Genomic DNA, 17,661 nt, shown 5'->3' with positions numbered 1-17,661 from the left:
AGAACGAACACAAATAGCGGGGTGATTCAATGGCTCTTGTCTATAGCATTCCTAATCAACGTGACGCGGAAACGCTCGCAATTCGTCGGGTGATCCGCGCAAGCAACGCGGAGCACATCGCACGTCGTCGCGCGAGCGATGAGGCCGAGCAACTGGCGGCGACGGTTCGCCACGTCGAGCGTGCATTCACCATCGTGAGGTCCGCATGACGCTCGCGGACCTTCAAGCTGCTGCGCCGCGCCCGATCGAACCCGGCATCGTCGAAACCGGCCCTTTCTATGAGCGCGGTTCGCGTGGCGGGTACTTCACGGCGAACGGCTCGGCATTCCACTGGTACGAAGAAGGCGGCATTGCCCCCGACTGCTGCATGTCGCGCGACGTGGCGTTACTTGTAGCGCGTGACTGCCTTCGCCCGATGCTCGCGGAGGCAGCGTGACGCGGGTGGCAACGGAAACAGGCATTACGGCGCCGCTTCTCAGCTACATGGGCAGCAAGTTTCGTGTCGCGTCGTGGGTGCTGTCGCACTTGCCGCGGCACGATATCTATGTCGAGCCGTTCGGCGGCTCGGCCGCTGTTCTTCTCCAGAAGCCGCGAAGCCACGTCGAGATTTACAACGATCTGGACGGCGAAATCGTCAACCTTTTCCGTGTGGTGCGCGACGACGCGTCGCGTGCGCGCCTGATCGACGCACTCGAACTGACGCCATACGCGCGCATGGAGTTCGACGCCGCATGGTCGTCTACAGATGAGCCGATCGAGCGCGCACGACGCCTATGTGTCCGCGCACAAATGGGCTTCGGCTCGATGGGCGCGACACGGCCGCTGAATGACCCGATCGGATTCGCGGGTGATGTGTGGTCGGATGGGCCAGGGCAGTGGAAGCGGTATCCGGGCAGGCTTGGCCCAATCAGTGCGCGTCTGCGCGGGACCATGATCGAGAACATGCCCGCCGTTGACCTGATCGCACGATACGACGCGCCGGGCGTGCTGTTCTATGTTGATCCGCCGTATCTGCCGGAAGTGCGCAACAGCGTCTCGCGCGGCATCGGCCGCGACTACCGTTGCGAAATGTCCACGTTTGAGCATGTCGATTTGCTGGCGATGCTCGAGAACCTTCGCGGCATGGCCGTGGTGAGCGGTTACGCGTCGGAAATGTATGAGCGCGCGCTTGCCGGGTGGGCTCGATTCACGCGCAAGACGCGGGCGAACAGCCAAGCGGGCACCGTGCCGCGCGAAGAGGTGATCTGGATATCACCGTCTGCGTGCGCGGCGGCAGGGATCGAGCCGCGAGAGGTCGAACGATTCGACGTGATCGATGAATTGCCGCTGTTCGCAGTCGCAGGCGCGCAGGGCTGACATGGATGAGTCGAGCGCCGACAGCACGACGACGACGCGCGAACTGCTGATCGAGGATCTAGCGGATTTCGGCATCGGTGCGGGCGTGCTTGCTACTCCCCCCGAACTGACGAGCCCGGCGCGCACTGCGGAATCCGATCTAGCCGAAGCAGCCGCGATGCACGTTCTCCGACCGCTCCTGCGCGACCTGTCAAAACGACGTTTTCAATTCCGGTAATCAAGAGGACAACCCCATGAAGCAAACGCCCGAGAAAAAGCCGCTCCCGCTGTGGGCGATTTGGCTGCTCACTATCGTGTTCGCGCTGGCATGGTGCGGCACGCACCCCGAAGAAGGCACCGAGCCCGCATGGCCGGTTAAATCGACGCAACCCGCTTAACGTTCCCTCTCTCGATTCCCGGCCGTCTCTATGTGGATTTACGCGCGCGACGCGGAAAGCAGCGTTCCGAAACTACCCGAAGCGAACAAGGCTAAGAAACGCCTTCCCGTGAAGTGGATGCGCCGCGCGCTCGAACAGGCGCGCGACGCCGGGCGCGACAGCGCGCGCACGTACCGCCAGCGTACCGGGTTCAACGCGGCGCATATGTTCGATCTGGCAGCAGCAGCGAACACGCTGCGCGACTTTCTCGACGTCCACGCGCCCGATGGCATGCCGGTGTCGCCTGATGCGACCGATCACGAAATCTGCATGAAGGCCCGCCGCATTGCGTCCGATGTGACGATGCGCGCGTATGGGCTTGAACTGGCCGATGCGCTCGTCGTCGCGCGCGCGACGTGCGGCGCATACGGTATCGACATGCCGAATTTCGAGCATCCGGCCGATCAGGTCGCGCGCGTGAAGTGCGAACTGTGGTGGCGTCGTCAGTTGCGCAAGATGCACATTCGCGGGCTGGAGCACTCGAACATTCGGCTGCACTTCGTCCACCTGAAAGCGGAGCCGTATGCGAGCGATGAGGCCGTGCGGCGTCGTATTGCGCAGAATCGGCGCAACGCGCGCACGCTCGAAGCGGTCACGATGGAGAACGAGGACGGCCAGCGCTTCACGCTCGCCGAACTGGCGTCGAAGGGCATTTCGAACAAGGCATTGAAGCGGGGCGAACTGTTCACGCGACTGCGCGGACTCGAAGAACTGGCCGACGGCGCGTCGTATCGCGGCGTCATGTTCACGCTGACGTGCCCGAGCCGATTTCATGCTGTCCGGCAAACCGGTAGCTGGTTTAAGCCGAACCCAAACTATGCGGGCGTCACGCCGCGCGACGGGCAGGCGTACTTGCGGAAGGTATGGCAACGCATCCGCGCCGAACTGAGCCGCGAGGGCGTGACGTACTTCGGCATGCGCGTTGCGGAGCCGCATCACGACGGCTCGCCGCACTGGCACGGGCTGGTGTTCTCGAACGATATCAAGCGGTTCTGCGAAATCATGCGCAAGCACGGGCTGCGCGACTCCGGGAACGAACCCGGCGCGCGCGAGCACCGCGTGCGCTTCGAACTGATCGACAAGGCGAAGGGTTCGGCCGTCGGGTACATCGCCAAATACATCTCGAAGAACATCGACGGTCACGCAGTCGGCGAGCACAAGACGAATGAGGGCTACGTCGTGCAGTCGGATTTCTGGGACGACGACGAAATCACGCCATCGGCACGCGTCGAAACGTGGGCGGCACTGTGGGGCATCCGACAGTTTCAGCAGTTCGGCGGTGCGCCGGTCGGCGTGTGGCGCGAGCTGCGCCGCGTCAAAGAGGACGATCTGCCCGCCATCGAAGAATCCGCGTGCATCGTCGCCGCATGGACTGCCGCGCAGAAGCGCGACGACAAACCCGCCGATTGGGCTGCGTACTCGCGTGCAATGGGCGGTATCGCGGGCGAGGCCCGTATGGTCTACATCCGACACACGATCGAGCATCGCGAGGGGCGGTATGGCATTGCTCCCGTGCGCGTGCCGCACGGCGTCGAGGCTATCGGCATTGCGAGCATTGTTGACGGGCTTTGCTCGTACACCCGCGAAACGGAAATCTTTGTTCCGTCGACGCGTCACGTGTGGCGAGTGGTTCGGCGAGGTGGCGAAGCCGCCCGCCCTTGGACTGGTGTCAATAACTGTACGCAGCAGCCCGAGCACGTCGAGGCGCTTGAAACGCCGGTCGACGCATGGCTTGAATACGCGGAGTCGTTCCGCATCGATTCGCCCGTCGATCTGCGAGGCACGCGCCACAACGCCGCTCACGCGCTCGCCGCGCACGACGTATCCGACTGGCTGGCCGACTACGAACAGGCCGCCACGCTGAACACGCAACCTAACCAATCGGGAGCCGTATGAACGCCAGCTATCGCGATCCGCATGACATGACGATCGAGTGTCCCGCGTGCGACGGGCATATTGAGGCGCGTCACTCCGAACCGATGAGCGACACCATGCGCCGCCTGTACTTCTACTGCCCGGACTGCGGATTTCGCGCGCCCGCGTCGCTCGAAATCCTGTATTCACTTTCGCCGTCGGCGTCGCCGCGCGATGGGCTCGATCTGCCGATCGTGCGCGCTGATCCGCTGCGCGGCACGATCAATTCGCGCACGGCGAAGCGCGCCGGGTTGTGACATGCGGTGGACCATGCCATGTCCGCATTGCAAGGCGCGGGGAATCGCGCGCGTGATGCTGCGCACGTCGGATCTGTGTTGGAACGTGGATTTCCAGTGCGACAACGTGCTGTGCGGTCACACGTATCGAACCGCGCTCACGATGACACCCGAGGGGCCGGTGCAGCGCACCGAGCGGCGGGAGTCGCTTTCGCTTTTCGATGACTCGCCGGATAGCGGGTCTGTTTCTGATGATGGCGACACATCGTCGCCGGGGTACTTTAAAGGGGATTGAACGATGGATGCAGCAACGAGCACGCAGGCCGAAATGGAGTTGGTGCCGGGCAATGTGAAACAGATCATGAAGCAGTTCCGGCAGGGGAGCGCGGATATCTACATGGTGTCGCTCGATGCGATTCGTGTACGGCCGGGCTTCAATGCGCCCCGTCTTGCCGACCCGGACTATCCGGCAGCGGTGCGCGAGTACGCGGATTCGATGAAGGTCAACGGCTTCTTTCGCCATAAGCCCCTCAAGGTGTGCGCTGCTGTCGACGGCTTTCTGTACCTGTCCGACGGCCATACACGATGGGATGCTGTCCAGCTTGCGAACAGCGAGGGCGCGGGCATCGAAGCGGTGCCGGTCGTAAACGAGGAACGCGGGACCACGGAAGAAGATCGGCTATTCGGCAAGTATCAGGACAACAACGGCCGGAAGCTGACGCCACTCGGCGAGGCGATTTTGTTCAAAGACATGCTCGGCCGCGGAATCTCCGAAGAAGCGATTGCCCGGCGCTTGCCGTGCTCGATCACGAAGGTGCGAAATGCGCTCACGTTGCTGTCTGCGCCTACGGCGATTCGCGAAGCGGTGCAGGCTGGCGAGGTGTCGGCCACGGCCGCGCGGCATCTCGTGAAAGAGTCAGGCGCGGATGCAGTGGGGAAGTTGCAGGCCGCGAGGGAAGTCGCGAAGGCGTCCGGAAAGAAGAAGGTAACGCCAAAGACTCTGAAATCGGTCGGCGCGAAGAAGGAAACAGCCAGGTTGAACGATGCCGATCTGCTGGACTGGCTCGCGACGCAAGGTAACATCGCGATTCGACGGATGCACCGTGCGGGCGAGAAACCAGTGTTTCAGGTCGAAGTAGCCGATCTCGTGCAAACTCCGGTGACGGGGGAGGGTGCGAATTTGCGGGATGCAATCAACAACGCGCGCGCGTACGTTGAGAACGCGTGATGTGCGAGTGAACAGCCAGTCTCAGCGGTTCCTGTTGGGACGATACGAGTGCATCGCGGCGACATACGCCGCGATGCCGTGCAAGCAATCTAATTACGCTTGCCTTTTCGCAATCTCGTTTCGTACCCCGGTAAGCGTGGTTCGAAGTGATTCAAAAATCTGTGGCCGATCGGCGCTCTGAGCGATTACCCATTCAGCGAATCGAACCTTGTAGTCAGAGTGTGGCGTCATCACATAAAGATTCGCGAGGTCATCGCGTGGCGCGCAGTAAGGCAGCACACGTGAAAAAGCCCCTGACTTCAGGAGTTCATCATAGGGGCTGTCGCCAAGGGCGAAAACTCCTTGTTCGATTGCTTCCTGGCGAAGCGCGACCGGGAACAGGTTTTCGAGCGTTCCGGGCCAGAAGGCGTCTGGAATTTTCAATCTCGTCATAAAGTCCGAAAATCCCTTCTCGAATGGTAGGCGGCACCAATGTACACCGTTGGAGTTGTGCTTATACCAGCGTTCGCCCCCATTCAAGTGACCACTGCTCCACAGGTCGCGTCCCTCCTTGTCATTGTCAACTAGAGCGAACAGAGGTCGTGCGCGCGCCGCAACTTGGAGGACACGGCCATCCTTGGCAAGTGCCTCCATTTTTGTTGTGCCATTCCCTCCTACGAAGGTAAGCATATTCGGTTCTTCACCGAACAGAACGCGCCATGCCTGTTCGAAGATAAGAACGTCGGATGCCCCTTCGCCAAACAGGATAGGCAAATTTGATTCCGCTAGTTCGGCATTCAAAAGACGGTTTGCCTCAGCGTGGTCGTCAATCTTTTTCTGTGCTGCTCCGAGGTATGAGCTAATTACCGTCAAATGGGGGAGTTCTCCCATTAAATCTGCTGGAGATTTATCAGCGTCGCCGTCGATTATGGAGATTGTAGAGTTTGGGCGACCGTCAATAATCTCGGATTTTGATACGAAATAACGCGACACATCATCGTTGTTCAGTGAGAAAAATGCGGGACTGTGGCTTGTCAAAAATATTTGCTTATTTCCCGATGCCCCGAATGATCGGAATGTCTCCGCTTCCTTGATCGCATTTACCAACTCAAGAGAATTCTCCGGCTCCTCAAATCCCCAAATATGAAAATTGGCGGCACTTTTATCGGAAATGAATGCGAGAATCGGAGGGATGTGTTGAACCTGAATGCCATCGCCTCGTTGCAGCGTCAGACTATGTAGGTCGCCTTGCTCCGTTTTCGTTTCGAAATCGAGTGACCGGAACAGATCTGTTAAGTCTTGTGGGGTTGATACCACGCTATTGATGCGCAGTCTATCCGCTAAATCAAATGATAGTTCGGCCGTTCTAAGTTGTAGGGCTTGAGAGAAGTTGCGAAGTGAATCTGAAAACTGGACATTGCGAGATATCACATCATATATTTCGGTCTGAAGTTTTTCGAAAATCCTTCGATCCTTGATTGCCGGAATATAATGAAATCGAACTTGGTTTAAGAGTCGCGTCAAGTATGTTTTTGATTTATTGTCCTTGATTGACGAATAAAAATCCGGCGTTTCCTCGGTGGTTGTGTTCCATTGTTTTTTGACCCAAAACGTCGCGCCGAGTGAATTTTTAAAGTTGTCTGGCGTCTTAAACCAAATCTTCACATAAACAAATTTCTTCAGTTCCTTGCCGGCCTGTTGCGCGACGTCCGCTCCAGCTCTGCGGGTATGGTTGAAGTCGCGTGCGAATGAGAATTTTTGGCCGGGATTGGTTTCGTTGTTGAAAAACAGATTGAGCGCTCGTAAGAAGTTACTTTTTCCGGAATCGTTGCGCCCAAAAATGATATTCGTACCGGAGCAATCTTCAATATGGCCTTTGTGGATTGAGCGAAAATACGAAATTTCTATTTGGTTAATTAACTCCATGCTGTCCCCCGAAACAACGTATAGATTGATGTGTGATGACAACTGATTGCAAAAAAATGGCCGACGAAATCACAAGTCGTCGGCCAAGTATATGCGGTTGTGTGTTTCCTGCGCTGTTCAGGGGGTGCCTGACATGGTGGCTTTCTCGTCGCTGGCGTAACCTGCTCGCGCCAACACTTCACGGGCCGCACGCCCCAGTACCTCCTCCGACCATTGATTGACGCTTTCGTCCGACAGGGCGGCAGCGATACCGACAGTTGCGTGAACAGTCGGATCGATACGCAGCATCAGCTTGCCGGACGCTACCTTTTGCGGCTCGCGTCCTGCTCGCTTGCAGTCGTCAAGGTAGTGATCGACGGCCGCATGAAAATCGCGCGTAAGCTCGTCCACCGTCTCACCATGGAAACTGATTTTGTCGTCCACGCCGAGCACGTGGCCGACGAAAATGTTATCGCGCCCGTCGAAATCGATCCGGGCGAAATATCCCTTGTAAGTCATGGCGTTGTTCATGGCTTGATTCCCATTTCGATAAACCAGTCGCGCAAGTCCTCCACCTGATACCGCTTCGCCTCTTTGCCCGGATGCGGGCGGTGGTGATAGCGACGCGTGCCGTTCAGTTCGAAGGCGATGCGCGACCCTGCGCCTTCGTGGATTTCGCCGCCGAGTGCGGCGACGAGCGATTCAATATCGGAGAACACGATCCCGCCCAATGTGGGCTTCGTGAAGATCGCGGCGAGGGTGCGGGCGTGTTTCGATTTCATGCCTTGATGATAGCAGAAAGTGCTATCAGAGTGCAATCAAAAAGTGATATCACATCGAATGGTATCGACGGCGCGCCCGGCCGATTCTCCGGGCTTCTGCGCGGTTCGCGTGCGTGTTGCTGTCCTGCGCCGGACGCGGCAGCGGCAGGCCCGTGGCGGGTTCGATACGGGCTCGGGCGGGCCGTCGCGCGCGGGCGGTAGGTGGGGGCGGATCACACTTCCGCCCCGGAATATCGCAGTCCCCTCCGCGCCTGCGGGCTAAAACGAAACGGCGATTCCAGACGCAACCCGTGCGACCGCCCGCGCCCCGCGCGGGGCGGGGTTCGGCGATGTTCGGGGGGATTTTCCAGACGCAAACGGCCGCGCGCCGCGAGATTCCAGACGCAGCACCGCAAAGTGCCAAATTTGGCACTTCGCGCGGTCAGGCAGCGACCGGCAGCACGTAGTCGTTGAACCGCACGATTTCCTCGCCCGCCCACTCATTGATTTTCAGGAATTGTTGTTGGAGCGGCACCAGTTCGTTCCGGGCGAACACGCGTGCCATCGGTTCGACCGCACCGAACCCGCCGGTGTTGCTCGGCACGATGCCGATAAGCTGCGGCGGAATGCGGTGCGCCGCAAGCGAGTCGTCGCGGGTCACGTTCTTGATGTCAAAGAACTGGTCTTTCGCGGCGACTTCCGAAATCGGGATCAGTTGAACTGCGCCTTTCTCACCACTGCCGCCTCGTGCCGCTGAATGCAGAAACAGGTTCCGGAAATTGCCGATGCCCTTCGAATCGCGCAGCGCTTTCCGGATCGCGTCCACGTCCTCCGGGTCCATGTTCGGGTCGTTCACGTAGAGGATGAACCCGGCATGCGATCCGTTCGCGTAGTAGCGGCGCCGGAACAGCGTCGCCGATTCGTTCAGCCACGCGGACTGTAGAGAAGCGATGTATTCGGGCATGCCATAGACTTCCTGATTTACGTCGGGCTCCATCAGTTGAAAGATGGAGCCGGTTTCGAACTGGTGGCGGTTCAGCCAACCGTCGATGAACACGAAATTTTGCAGATCCGTTTTGCGCCGCGTGTACTTCGCGGGGGAAGGGCGGTAGCTGCGAACGCCGCCCGTGCGGTTGCGCTCTCGTTCAAGATACGCGTCGCCGAAAACTACAAAATCGAGCGCGAGTCGACGAAACGAGTCTCGCGAAAACTTCGGATGCTCGATGAACGTCGACGCAAGCACGTTTCGTTTGAAGTACAGCGCGGACGCGTGGTGCGTACCGGCGCGCAGAGACTTCGCGAGGGCTTCGCGGCTGATGGGCGGTTCGAAATAATCATCGACGGCCCACAGCTCGGCGTAGTCGAGAATGTCGCCTCCGTCCATCGCGGAAACGGTGTCGCCGAACGTGAACGATTCGACCGACGATAGCGGTGCGCGTGTGGCGATATCGTGTGCGGTGGGTACGAGGTCGGAAGTCATTAGCAAATCTCCACGGTGCTGCGCGCGCGGCTCGCACCTTCGAGGGGTTCATTGTCGAGCGCGTGAAGGCAGGCCCATGCAAGGTCAGCATGGCCGATTTCTTCGTTACGCGCGGCGGTGTACGTCATCTTTGCGCCGCTCGGCGTCATCGATCGCCGGATGGACAGGAACGATTGTGCGAGGTCTGTCATACCCGCATCGAATTCCAGGCGCTTTTTCCCGATCACCGACATGCCTTTCAGGACAAGGCGATTTTTCAGTTCGGGCGAATAGTTCAGGCCGACGACGCGCGGGAAGAACTGGCGCACAAGCTGATGGACGCCGTGACCAATGCCGGTGGTGTCGACCGCGATATACGTGACGTTGTAGCGCTGCGTCAGTTCGCGAATCTTGTCTGCCTGCGTTTCGAAGTCGATGCCTTTCCATCGATGGCGCTCGAGAACGCGGAATTTCCCGTTCGGTTCGTCGGGCGGTGCAATGACAACGCACCCGGCCGAGTCGCCCGTAAGCGCGGGGTCGTAGCCGATCCAGACCGGGCGATAGCCGAACGGGCGTTCAAGCAACGGCTTCACGTCCGTCCATACATCCCATGAGTCGACCATGCACGCCTGTACGAGCCGGAACGAGAACACCGAAGCGGTGTCGTCTACGAACTGGCACATGTACAGGTTTTCGAAGTCGGCCGGACTGTTCGAGCGGCGCAAATCTTCAAGATCGAGTTTCGTGAACCCGGATGCAATCGCATCCTCGGCGGTCACGATCTGCCGCCACTGTCCATCACCGCACGCGAGCCCGCGCGCGAGCGACGTGTGCGAGACGTCGATTTCAACCCGCTCGTCGTCCGGTCGATCGCGATTGAAGTGCGCTCCAGTCCAGAACGGATAGCCTTCGTGTGTCGTCGTGGACGGCGTGGAAAAGTGCGTCATCCGCAAATGCGAATGCGTCGCCATCCCCATCGCAACCTTGTTGAGCGTCGCGAAATTGCTGGTCCAGAAATACTCATCGAAATACAGATCGCCGTTGTAGCTCTGCGCCGTGCGCGAACTGGTGCCGAGATAAATCAGGCCCGCACCGTTCGGGAGCCACATCGGATCACCGGTTAGTTCGACCTGCGCCGCATCCCATGCGAATTTCTGGATATACGCGCGGAACACGTGCGCCTGTGCGCGACTCGCGGACAGGAAAATTTGGTTGTATCCGGTTTCGAGTGCGCGCCCGAACGCCTCATGCGAGAAATAGAACGTCGCGCCGATCTGCCGGGATTTCAGGATGTTCCGACGGCGAAAATGGCGGTTCTCGTACCACGTGCGCTGATGCCCGATCAGTGAATCGCGGATCGCGTCGAGGATGCGTTGTTGCTGCTCCGGGGTGATCGAGTTGCGCGTCGTCTTTCGACCCGACGAGCGCGACGAAACGCGCGGCGTGCTACCGCTCGCGGTGCTCGTCTCCGTCGCGCCTGACTCGATGCGCTCGGCACGCACCTGCATGCGCTGTTGCCGCTCCATTTCGCGGCCGAGTAGATCAAGCTCTTTGAAGTCGCCGGGTTGCTTCGGGTCTTTCGCGATCAACACGCGCATTCGTTGCACGAGCGCGTCGGACACCTTGTCCGTAGACGTTGCCTTGTCCCATCCCTCGCGCTGCTTCCATGTTTCGACAGTCGAGCGCGGTTCACCGATGTATTCGGCAATCGATCGGATTTTCCATCCGCCCCAAAACAGATCACGTGCGACGCGTCGCGTCGCGAGGCTCGTCACATTCGTTTCGGTCTTGTCGTTTGCAGCCGGGAAATCGGCGAAAGGGTTTGCAGGTTTTTCCATGCGTCGAGCGTATGCGCGCGCGCGGGCGAAATCGACTGCATGAATTTGTACCCGGCCGCACGCGCAGCGCACCGCGTTGATGGGGCAGCGGCGCACGCGCACGATGACGGAACCGCTTAATCAGCGCACAGGAACCTACAGGGAGAAAACACGATGAAGTTTGTGCGGGTGGCAACGGAGGGCGCGACGACGGACGGTCGCGCCATCACGCGACAGCAGATTCAAGAAATGGCGGACACGTACAACCCGGCGACGACGTATGGCGCGCGCGTGTTTCTCGAACACATTCGCGGCGTCCTGCCGACCGGTGACTTTCGTGCGTATGGCGACGTGCGCGCAGTCGAGGCCCGCACGGTTGACGACGGCAAGCTGGCGCTGTTCGCGCAGATCGATCCGACCGACGATCTGAAGGCGATGAACAAGGCACGCCAGAAGGTCTATTCGAGCATCGAAATTGCGCCGAATTTCGCCGAGTCCGGGAAAGCGTATCTGGTCGGCCTCGGCGTGACCGATAGCCCGGCGAGTCTCGGAACGGAAATCCTGTCGTTCTCGCAGCAACACCCGGACCATTTCAAGTCGCGCAAGCATGCGCCCGAAAACCTGTTTTCGGTCGCCGTCGAAATCGGCACCGCACTGTTCAACGACGAACCCGCTGCGGCCCCGATCATGACCCCCGCATCGTTCACCACGCTCGTGACGTCGAAGCTGGCTGAACTGTTCGGGATCGGTGGCAATGGTGGCGCATCGGCACCGGCACCGGCACCGGCACCGGCACAAAGTGCAGGGACGGCCCCGGCCGCGGATTCGAATAGCGGGGCAATTCCGACGGATATCGCCTCGCGTCTGTCGTACCACAGCGCGTCGCAACAGGTGCTGATCGAGGGCTTGCGGCTCGAAATCGATGCGCTGAAAACGGAAAGCGCGAAGGATCGCGCAGCGTTTAGCGCGCTGACGCAGCGACTCGAAGGCGAGCCGGGCGGCACGCAACGGCCAACCGCTACGGGCGGCGAATGGGATGCGACGGACTGCTGATCGCGGTCAGTGCATCTAGGCGAAACACCGATTCATCGGAGAAAACATGCTGGAAAATACCAAACGTGCGGTCGAGCGCTACACCGCGAACATCGCACGCCTGAACGGCGTCACCGACGCATCGAAGAAATTTTCGGTCGTGCCGAGCGTGCAGCAAAAGGTCGAAAAGCGCATTCAGGAATCGGCCGCACTCCTGAAACGCATCAACGTCCAAGGTGTGACGGCGCAGGAGGGCGAAAAGCTGGGCCTGCTGGTCGGTGCTCCGATCGCGAGCACGACGGACACCAAGGTGAAGGACCGCGAAACGGTCGACCTGACCGATCTCGATCCGAACCGCTATTTCTGCTCGCAGACGAATTTCGACACGCACCTGCGCTATCCCAAGCTGGACGCGTGGGCGACGACGCCGAATTTCCAAACGATGGTGCGCGATGCGAACGCGCAGCAACAGGCGCTCGATCGCATCCGCATCGGCTTCAACGGCATCAACCGGGTCAACACGTCCGACCGCTCGAAAAACCCGTATCTGGAGGACGTGAACAAGGGTTGGCTCCAGAAGTACCGCGAGCAAGCGCCGAGCCGGGTTGTCGCGGATGGCAAGGCGAAGGGCAAGATCGTGATCGGTGGTGCTGGTGCGGACTACGCGAATATCGACGCGCTCGTGTATGAGGCGATCAATTCGTTGATCGAGCCGTGGTACGCGGACGATACCGGCCTCATGGTTCTGTGTGGCCGGGACACGATGCTGGACAAGTATTTCCCCATCGTGAACCGGGACAACCCGCCGACCGAATCGTTGGCTGCAAGTCTCGTCATCAGCCAGAAGCGCATGGGCAACGTGAGCGCGATGCAAGTTCCGTTCATGCCGCGCGGCAAGATGCTGGTCACGATGCTGTCGAACCTGTCGATCTACTGGGAAATCGGTGGCCGTCGCCGCGCGATCATCGACAACCCGAAGCGCGATCAGCTCGAATTCTACGAGTCGAGCAACGAAGCGTATGTGATCGAGGACTTCGGTGCGGGCTGTCTGCTCGAAAACATCGTGTTCGCGGGTGCTCCCGGCGCTGACGATCCGGCCACGCCGGGCGCAGGCCAGTAAGGGGCGGGCATGGTGAGGCATACCCCGATCACCCGGCACCTGATGCGCGTCGCCGCATCGGTGGCCGTGAGCGAGCCTGACGCGCCGATTGCGGCGAGCGTGCAGCGCGGCCAGGACAGGGCGTCCGACATGATGCGCGCCAAGCTCGCGACCGATCAGCGACGGTTGAAGGAAACGCAGTCCGTCGCGCGCAAGGTTGCGATCAAGCGAGAAATCCTGACGGACTACGTGCCATACGTCGGTGAGGCACTGAACCGCGACGCAGGCGGTCAGGATGATGTGCTGGTCACGATCATGCTGTGGCGGCTCGATGCGGGCGACATGGGCGGCGCATTCGATATCGCGCGCTACGCGATCCGCCACGGGCTCACCATGCCTGCGCAGTTCGAACGGACGCTACCCGCTACCGTGGCCGAAGAATTCGCGGACGCGGCCGACGTGCCGCCGTACATGCTGGCCGAAGTGATCGATCTGACCGAGCCGTTCGATATGGTCGATCAGATCCGGGCGAAGCTGTTCAAGGCGTATGGGCTCGCGACTGCCGCGAACGAACCGGCGGTCGCGCTCGCCGCGTTTCGGCGCGCGTTCGACCTGAACGACAAGATCGGCGTCAAGCGCGATATCGCGCGGCTCGAAGCGGCGTTGTCCGGCAATGAATCTGCATCCATGCCCGACGGTGAGGGCGTGGATGCGTAACGTGTCCCTCGCGACGTGGCGGCACGCGTGCCGGGCGGTAGGCGGAAAGCCTCACCAAACGGCACGCGTCCACCGCCACACCTACATCGCGGCGGTGCCGACATGAGCGACTTGATTTCCACCGCTCCGGTGCCTGCCGCCACTGCACCCGCGCCCGACGATCCGTCGGTCGCGCCAGTCATTCGGGTGGATAGCTGGTATCCGACGATCGACATGCGCAACGCGCGCGCTGTGCTGCGGCTTGTAGACGGCACGATCACGGACGCTCGGTTACGTGAGGCGTTGATCGAAGGCATCGCACACACGTGTGATGTGCTGGCCGACTGGCGCGCCGAGAACGAGCGCGCCGGGGCGGGCGATCTGTCGGCTACGTCGCGGCTCGAAATCGACGGGGAGAACGTCCAGATACAGCGCTTCCGGCGCGCCGTGTACGGGTGGGCGCGCGCGCAGTTGATCGAGCGCTACCGGGATTACGACACGTCGAAGGACGGCGCACGCCGCGCTGATGCGCTCGATTGCGTGCCGGATGACGCCCGCCGTGATGCGTATTGGGCGATGTCCGACATGATGGCGCGCGGTCGGATGACGGTGGACCTGATCTGATGAAGGCGCACGCACTGCAAAACGAAACGGTCGACGCACTCTGCTGGCGCGTGCTCGGCCGAACCGATGGCGTCGTGGAGGCGGTGTTGGAGGCGAACCCCGGCATCGCCGACGTGGGGCTATTCCTGCCGATCGGCTTCGCGGTCGAGATTCCCGACCCGGCCACGGTGTCTGGTACGGCTCCGTTGATTCAAATTTTTGACTGAGGTGGACATGCAAAGGCTCACCAACACCCATGATCGCCGCGCGCTGTCCACGGTGGTGAGAATCGCCTACATGGTGGCGGTGCTGGCGACCGCACCGCGCAGCGGCATCACGCAGTATCCGCTTGCGCTGATGATGCTCGGGCACGGCGGACTGCTGGTCTACGCGCCGTTTTACGCGATGCTCGGCGTCGCATCCATGCAGGCGGCGGATGTGCTTTCGAACGTGATTCTTGGGGGCCGGTTCGAATGTGCGTGGCTCGCTGACATGCGGCGTGGCTTGTACGTGTACGCGGCGTTCGGCTATCTCGTCCCGTCCTTTGTGCTCGCGCCCGTCCTTGGCGATGCGTGGGGCGCTTACATGGTGTCCGTCGCTATGGCCGTCGCGTCATTGGCGATGGCATTTCACGATCTATTCGAAAAACGTCATCGGAGGGCTGTGTGCAAAACCTGATTCGTTACCACTGGCTTTGGATGCTGATGGTATGGCCGCTGTCGGCGTGGGCCGCGTCGATTACGTTCGGCGACGATCTGGCGCACATTCCGGCCGCCGCGTTCGCGGTGTGCCTGCTGCTGTCGTTTATCGGCGGGCTCGCGAGCACGTTGCAGAAGCTGGCCGCTGACGATCCGCCGGTTCGCTCGGTCGCGTTGGAAATCGCGAAAGACACGGTTGTGTCGCTGGTCGCCGGGCTGGTCGCGTTTTTCGTGTCGGAATGGCTCGATCTGCAATCCGTGTTGGAGGCGGGCGTTATCACGCTGTCCGGCTACGGCGGTTCGCGGGTGCTCGATCGGATGCTCGGCCGCGCGCTGCGCGAGGTTGATCGCGGCGTCGACGCGAGCCGATAGATTTTTCACGACTGGATTCAGGGAGAACACATGCAGTTGACGGACCATTTCTCGCTCGCCGAACTGATTGCGAGCACCGAAGCGCGCAAGCGCGGCATCGACAACACGCCGTCGGCCGAAGCGGTCGACAACCTGCGTCGCCTCGCTCAGACACTCGAACAGGCCCGCGTGCTGCTCGGCGGAAAACCGATGCTGATTTCGTCCGGCTACCGGTGCCCGGCGCTGAATCGCGCGGTCGGCGGCGTATCGGACAGCGCGCACCTTCACGGGCTCGCGGCCGATTTCGTCTGCCCCGCGTTCGGCTCGCCGCTCGACGTGGTGCGCAAGCTCGCGGCGTCGAATCTGCCGTTCGATCAGGTCATTCACGAGGGCGGGCGGTGGGTGCATATCGGGCTCGCCGCTGACGGAAAGAAGCCCCGCCGACAGGTGCTGACCGCGAGTTTCAGCGGTGAGCACGCGACGTACACGGTCGGCGCATGAACCCGCTCGTCGGACGGCTGCTCGCTGTCGCCGTTGCCGCGCTCGCGGCATGGGGGGCGGTGAGCTACGTCAAAGACCTGCGCGGCGACCTGCGGGCCGCGCAGGACGACGCGTCCAAGGCCCGCGAAACCGTGACGGCGCGTGACAACACGATTGCCGCGTTGCTCGCGACGGCGCAGGAAAACGCCAAATTGCAACAGCGGCTCGGCGTCACGCAATCGAAGATCGACAACGCACAGAAGCGGATCGAGGACGCTACCCGGAGGATCATCAATGAAACGCCCGAATCTCGTGCATGGGCTGATACTGTCCTGCCTGCTGGCATTGCCCGCTTGCACGCAAGTCCCGCCATCACCGGGGCCTGTGATTACGTTCAACACGTGCCCGACGGTGACACGCTGCACGATGTCTGCAACGGCGCCAGAAACGAACGGTGACATGAGCACGACGCTTACGGCCGTGAAAGCCGCGTGGGCGCGTTGTGCGGCTGTCGTGGACATGATTTTTGACTGTCAGGCGCGGGCCGATGCTGGCGACCCGGCGGCGACGGCTACTGTGGGCGCGAAGTGAAGAAATCGGATTCGCTTCGCGCCGCGATCACGGCGGCGGTGCCGGGGCTTCCTGAAAATCCCGACCGACTGTTGATGTTCGTTGAGGGCGGGCACATCGCGGCAACGCCAGGACAAACCGCGTCTTTCGAATACCGCTATTTCGTGCGGCTCGTGATGCTGGAATTCGGCGGGTCGACGGATGCGGTCATGGGGGCGATTGTGCTGTGGGCGCAGTCGAATCAACCCGATCTGTTCCAGAATCGCGACAACGCGGCGCACGGGATCGAGTTCGAGGCCGACGTGCTGAACAACAGCGCAGTTGACCTGTCGGTTCGCGTCAAGCTCACTGAAAGCGTTGTCGCACGAGTGGACGGTGACGGTCGACGGACGTTCACGCACGTGGATGACAGCATGCCCGCGAATACTGATTGGGATGCTGCTGCGTGGGTCGCAGGCCGTGATCTGGCGTCAGGGGCGTGGCCGAAAAAATGAGCGACGATCTGCACGCGCTCGAAATGCTGGCGATTCAACTTCTCGCACGACTTTCTCCGGCGCAGCGGCGGGTCGCGTTGATGGGGGTCGCACGCGAGATGCGGCGGCATCAGTCCGACCGCATCGCGCAGCAGTTGAACCCGGACGGCGCGCCATACGAGCCCCGCAAGCGCGCAAGTGCGCGATCACGTAAGGGACGCATCCGGCGACAGGCGATGTTCCAGAAGCTGCGCACCGCGCGTTGGTTGAAGGTCGAAGCCAGCCCCGACGAAGCGGCGGTGGGCTTTGCGGGCCGCATCGCCCGAATCGCAGCGGTCCACCAGTACGGCGAGCGAGCGCCAGTCGCGCCGCACGGTCCCGAATACCAGTACCCGCGCCGAGCGCTCGTCGGGGTCGCCGCACACGATCGCGAGTCGATCCGGGCGCGCCTGATTGCACATCTCGAAGGCCGCATTTCACGCGGTTGATTCTCCCGCAACACCCCATATTTCCACGCCTTTTGTACCCGGCACGAGCACGGCCGCATGTGCTCGCCGGGCGTTCGCGCGCGCGCCATGATGTTCACGT

26 protein-coding genes are annotated in these 17,661 nt (G+C 61.0%); 21 read left to right on the top strand and 5 right to left on the bottom strand.

Annotated features, from left to right (window positions below; all coding sequences use genetic code 11):
* Positions 1 to 29: 29 nt before the first annotated feature.
* Genes DIE03_RS15850 through DIE03_RS15815 form a run of 9 tightly spaced genes read left to right on the top strand, consistent with a single transcriptional unit; the run spans position 30 to position 5,150 of the window.
* On the top strand, positions 30 to 209 hold the full coding sequence (locus DIE03_RS15850) for a hypothetical protein (protein ID WP_124451864.1): 180 nt from the start codon (positions 30 to 32) through the stop codon (positions 207 to 209).
* The gene (locus DIE03_RS15845) at positions 206 to 436 is read left to right on the top strand and encodes a hypothetical protein (RefSeq protein WP_124451862.1); all 231 of its coding nucleotides are present in this window, start codon (positions 206 to 208) and stop codon (positions 434 to 436) included. The genes DIE03_RS15850 and DIE03_RS15845 overlap by 4 nt, the downstream gene beginning before the upstream one ends.
* Positions 433 to 1,356 (top strand): DNA adenine methylase, encoded by a 924-nt coding sequence (locus DIE03_RS15840; protein ID WP_260434898.1) that lies wholly within the window; start codon positions 433 to 435, stop codon positions 1,354 to 1,356. The genes DIE03_RS15845 and DIE03_RS15840 overlap by 4 nt, the downstream gene beginning before the upstream one ends.
* A gap of 1 nt (position 1,357) precedes the next feature.
* Positions 1,358 to 1,573 (top strand): hypothetical protein, encoded by a 216-nt coding sequence (locus DIE03_RS15835; RefSeq protein ID WP_124451860.1) that lies wholly within the window; start codon positions 1,358 to 1,360, stop codon positions 1,571 to 1,573.
* 16 nt (positions 1,574 to 1,589) lie between these two features.
* A complete protein-coding gene (locus tag DIE03_RS38300) occupies positions 1,590 to 1,733 on the top strand; it encodes a hypothetical protein (RefSeq protein WP_174914010.1) in 144 nt (47 codons plus the stop codon).
* A 30-nt stretch (positions 1,734 to 1,763) separates the two neighbouring features.
* The gene (locus DIE03_RS15830; RefSeq protein WP_124451858.1) at positions 1,764 to 3,668 is read left to right on the top strand and encodes a replication endonuclease; all 1,905 of its coding nucleotides are present in this window, start codon (positions 1,764 to 1,766) and stop codon (positions 3,666 to 3,668) included.
* On the top strand, positions 3,665 to 3,943 hold the full coding sequence (locus DIE03_RS15825) for an ogr/Delta-like zinc finger family protein (protein WP_124451856.1): 279 nt from the start codon (positions 3,665 to 3,667) through the stop codon (positions 3,941 to 3,943). Before DIE03_RS15830 ends, DIE03_RS15825 begins: the two co-directional genes overlap by 4 nt.
* A 1-nt stretch (position 3,944) precedes the next feature.
* On the top strand, positions 3,945 to 4,217 hold the full coding sequence (locus DIE03_RS15820) for an ogr/Delta-like zinc finger family protein (protein WP_124451854.1): 273 nt from the start codon (positions 3,945 to 3,947) through the stop codon (positions 4,215 to 4,217).
* Positions 4,218 to 4,220: 3 nt separating this feature from the next.
* Positions 4,221 to 5,150, top strand: coding sequence for a chromosome partitioning protein ParB (locus DIE03_RS15815; RefSeq protein WP_124451852.1), 930 nt, complete (start codon positions 4,221 to 4,223; stop codon positions 5,148 to 5,150).
* A 93-nt stretch (positions 5,151 to 5,243) separates the two neighbouring features.
* Here the strand turns inward: DIE03_RS15815 and DIE03_RS15810 are convergent, their stop codons facing one another.
* The 5 genes from DIE03_RS15810 to DIE03_RS15790 all read right to left on the bottom strand — a co-directional run bounded on the left by DIE03_RS15810 (position 5,244) and on the right by DIE03_RS15790 (position 11,092).
* A complete protein-coding gene (locus tag DIE03_RS15810) occupies positions 5,244 to 7,055 on the bottom strand; it encodes an ATP-dependent endonuclease (RefSeq protein WP_124451850.1) in 1,812 nt (603 codons plus the stop codon).
* A 117-nt stretch (positions 7,056 to 7,172) separates the two neighbouring features.
* Complete coding sequence (locus DIE03_RS15805; RefSeq protein WP_124451848.1) at positions 7,173 to 7,565, bottom strand: type II toxin-antitoxin system HicB family antitoxin; 393 nt, start codon at positions 7,563 to 7,565, stop codon at positions 7,173 to 7,175.
* Positions 7,562 to 7,816 (bottom strand): type II toxin-antitoxin system HicA family toxin, encoded by a 255-nt coding sequence (locus tag DIE03_RS15800; RefSeq protein WP_015875749.1) that lies wholly within the window; start codon positions 7,814 to 7,816, stop codon positions 7,562 to 7,564. The genes DIE03_RS15805 and DIE03_RS15800 overlap by 4 nt, the downstream gene beginning before the upstream one ends.
* A 421-nt stretch (positions 7,817 to 8,237) precedes the next feature.
* On the bottom strand, positions 8,238 to 9,275 hold the full coding sequence (locus DIE03_RS15795; protein ID WP_124451846.1) for a phage portal protein: 1,038 nt from the start codon (positions 9,273 to 9,275) through the stop codon (positions 8,238 to 8,240).
* Positions 9,275 to 11,092 (bottom strand): terminase large subunit domain-containing protein, encoded by a 1,818-nt coding sequence (locus DIE03_RS15790; RefSeq protein ID WP_124452012.1) that lies wholly within the window; start codon positions 11,090 to 11,092, stop codon positions 9,275 to 9,277. The genes DIE03_RS15795 and DIE03_RS15790 overlap by 1 nt, the downstream gene beginning before the upstream one ends.
* 153 nt (positions 11,093 to 11,245) lie before the next feature.
* On the opposite strand from DIE03_RS15790, the gene DIE03_RS15785 reads away from it, so the two are divergent.
* From DIE03_RS15785 to DIE03_RS15730, 12 genes are all read left to right on the top strand, one after another.
* Entirely contained in the window at positions 11,246 to 12,124 is an 879-nt protein-coding gene (locus DIE03_RS15785) for a GPO family capsid scaffolding protein (RefSeq protein WP_124451844.1), read from the top strand.
* A gap of 46 nt (positions 12,125 to 12,170) precedes the next feature.
* Positions 12,171 to 13,223 (top strand): phage major capsid protein, P2 family, encoded by a 1,053-nt coding sequence (locus tag DIE03_RS15780; RefSeq protein WP_124451842.1) that lies wholly within the window; start codon positions 12,171 to 12,173, stop codon positions 13,221 to 13,223.
* A 9-nt stretch (positions 13,224 to 13,232) separates the two neighbouring features.
* Positions 13,233 to 13,919, top strand: coding sequence for a phage terminase small subunit (gene gpM, locus DIE03_RS15775; RefSeq protein ID WP_124451840.1), 687 nt, complete (start codon positions 13,233 to 13,235; stop codon positions 13,917 to 13,919).
* 102 nt (positions 13,920 to 14,021) lie between these two features.
* Positions 14,022 to 14,522, top strand: coding sequence for a head completion/stabilization protein (locus DIE03_RS15770; RefSeq protein ID WP_124451838.1), 501 nt, complete (start codon positions 14,022 to 14,024; stop codon positions 14,520 to 14,522).
* Positions 14,522 to 14,728: a tail protein X gene (locus DIE03_RS15765; RefSeq protein ID WP_124451836.1), complete on the top strand. Its 207-nt coding sequence runs from the start codon at positions 14,522 to 14,524 to the stop codon at positions 14,726 to 14,728. The genes DIE03_RS15770 and DIE03_RS15765 overlap by 1 nt, the downstream gene beginning before the upstream one ends.
* Positions 14,729 to 14,735: 7 nt before the next feature.
* Positions 14,736 to 15,179, top strand: a complete 444-nt coding sequence (locus DIE03_RS15760) for a hypothetical protein (protein ID WP_124451834.1) — start codon at positions 14,736 to 14,738, stop codon at positions 15,177 to 15,179.
* On the top strand, positions 15,167 to 15,571 hold the full coding sequence (locus tag DIE03_RS15755) for a phage holin family protein (protein ID WP_027808298.1): 405 nt from the start codon (positions 15,167 to 15,169) through the stop codon (positions 15,569 to 15,571). The genes DIE03_RS15760 and DIE03_RS15755 overlap by 13 nt, the downstream gene beginning before the upstream one ends.
* 30 nt (positions 15,572 to 15,601) lie before the next feature.
* Positions 15,602 to 16,051 carry a D-Ala-D-Ala carboxypeptidase family metallohydrolase gene (locus DIE03_RS15750; protein WP_124451832.1) on the top strand — a complete coding sequence of 150 codons (450 nt, stop codon included), beginning with the start codon at positions 15,602 to 15,604 and terminating at the stop codon, positions 16,049 to 16,051.
* Positions 16,048 to 16,488 carry an Rz-like lysis system protein LysB gene (gene lysB, locus DIE03_RS38760; RefSeq protein WP_124451830.1) on the top strand — a complete coding sequence of 147 codons (441 nt, stop codon included), beginning with the start codon at positions 16,048 to 16,050 and terminating at the stop codon, positions 16,486 to 16,488. Before DIE03_RS15750 ends, lysB begins: the two co-directional genes overlap by 4 nt.
* A complete protein-coding gene (gene lysC, locus DIE03_RS38560) occupies positions 16,376 to 16,621 on the top strand; it encodes an Rz1-like lysis system protein LysC (RefSeq protein WP_260434897.1) in 246 nt (81 codons plus the stop codon). Before lysB ends, lysC begins: the two co-directional genes overlap by 113 nt.
* A complete protein-coding gene (locus tag DIE03_RS15735; RefSeq protein WP_124451826.1) occupies positions 16,618 to 17,094 on the top strand; it encodes a phage tail protein in 477 nt (158 codons plus the stop codon). Before lysC ends, DIE03_RS15735 begins: the two co-directional genes overlap by 4 nt.
* Positions 17,091 to 17,561 (top strand): phage virion morphogenesis protein, encoded by a 471-nt coding sequence (locus DIE03_RS15730; RefSeq protein WP_124451824.1) that lies wholly within the window; start codon positions 17,091 to 17,093, stop codon positions 17,559 to 17,561. The genes DIE03_RS15735 and DIE03_RS15730 overlap by 4 nt, the downstream gene beginning before the upstream one ends.
* Positions 17,562 to 17,661 lie beyond the last annotated feature (100 nt).

Source organism: Burkholderia sp. Bp8992 (assembly GCF_003853705.1).
GTDB lineage: Bacteria > Pseudomonadota > Gammaproteobacteria > Burkholderiales > Burkholderiaceae > Burkholderia.
Note: the sequence above shows the minus strand (reverse complement) of the source record. Positions and strands in the feature narration are given on the sequence as shown.

Bases quoted from the DNA above. Each gene is read 5' to 3' on its own strand.
- DIE03_RS15850 (WP_124451864.1), top strand. From the start codon at position 30: ATGGCTCTTGTCTATAGCATTCCTAATCAACGTGACGCGGAAACGCTC.
- DIE03_RS15845 (WP_124451862.1), top strand. From the start codon at position 206: ATGACGCTCGCGGACCTTCAAGCTGCTGCGCCGCGCCCGATCGAACCC.
- DIE03_RS15835 (WP_124451860.1), top strand. From the start codon at position 1,358: ATGGATGAGTCGAGCGCCGACAGCACGACGACGACGCGCGAACTGCTG.
- DIE03_RS38300 (WP_174914010.1), top strand. From the start codon at position 1,590: ATGAAGCAAACGCCCGAGAAAAAGCCGCTCCCGCTGTGGGCGATTTGG.
- DIE03_RS15830 (WP_124451858.1), top strand. From the start codon at position 1,764: ATGTGGATTTACGCGCGCGACGCGGAAAGCAGCGTTCCGAAACTACCC.
- DIE03_RS15825 (WP_124451856.1), top strand. From the start codon at position 3,665: ATGAACGCCAGCTATCGCGATCCGCATGACATGACGATCGAGTGTCCC.
- DIE03_RS15820 (WP_124451854.1), top strand. From the start codon at position 3,945: ATGCGGTGGACCATGCCATGTCCGCATTGCAAGGCGCGGGGAATCGCG.
- DIE03_RS15815 (WP_124451852.1), top strand. From the start codon at position 4,221: ATGGATGCAGCAACGAGCACGCAGGCCGAAATGGAGTTGGTGCCGGGC.
- DIE03_RS15810 (WP_124451850.1), bottom strand. From the start codon at position 7,055: ATGGAGTTAATTAACCAAATAGAAATTTCGTATTTTCGCTCAATCCAC.
- DIE03_RS15805 (WP_124451848.1), bottom strand. From the start codon at position 7,565: ATGAACAACGCCATGACTTACAAGGGATATTTCGCCCGGATCGATTTC.
- DIE03_RS15800 (WP_015875749.1), bottom strand. From the start codon at position 7,816: ATGAAATCGAAACACGCCCGCACCCTCGCCGCGATCTTCACGAAGCCC.
- DIE03_RS15795 (WP_124451846.1), bottom strand. From the start codon at position 9,275: ATGACTTCCGACCTCGTACCCACCGCACACGATATCGCCACACGCGCA.
- DIE03_RS15790 (WP_124452012.1), bottom strand. From the start codon at position 11,092: ATGGAAAAACCTGCAAACCCTTTCGCCGATTTCCCGGCTGCAAACGAC.
- DIE03_RS15785 (WP_124451844.1), top strand. From the start codon at position 11,246: ATGAAGTTTGTGCGGGTGGCAACGGAGGGCGCGACGACGGACGGTCGC.
- DIE03_RS15780 (WP_124451842.1), top strand. From the start codon at position 12,171: ATGCTGGAAAATACCAAACGTGCGGTCGAGCGCTACACCGCGAACATC.
- gpM (WP_124451840.1), top strand. From the start codon at position 13,233: ATGGTGAGGCATACCCCGATCACCCGGCACCTGATGCGCGTCGCCGCA.
- DIE03_RS15770 (WP_124451838.1), top strand. From the start codon at position 14,022: ATGAGCGACTTGATTTCCACCGCTCCGGTGCCTGCCGCCACTGCACCC.
- DIE03_RS15765 (WP_124451836.1), top strand. From the start codon at position 14,522: ATGAAGGCGCACGCACTGCAAAACGAAACGGTCGACGCACTCTGCTGG.
- DIE03_RS15760 (WP_124451834.1), top strand. From the start codon at position 14,736: ATGCAAAGGCTCACCAACACCCATGATCGCCGCGCGCTGTCCACGGTG.
- DIE03_RS15750 (WP_124451832.1), top strand. From the start codon at position 15,602: ATGCAGTTGACGGACCATTTCTCGCTCGCCGAACTGATTGCGAGCACC.
- lysB (WP_124451830.1), top strand. From the start codon at position 16,048: ATGAACCCGCTCGTCGGACGGCTGCTCGCTGTCGCCGTTGCCGCGCTC.
- DIE03_RS15730 (WP_124451824.1), top strand. From the start codon at position 17,091: ATGAGCGACGATCTGCACGCGCTCGAAATGCTGGCGATTCAACTTCTC.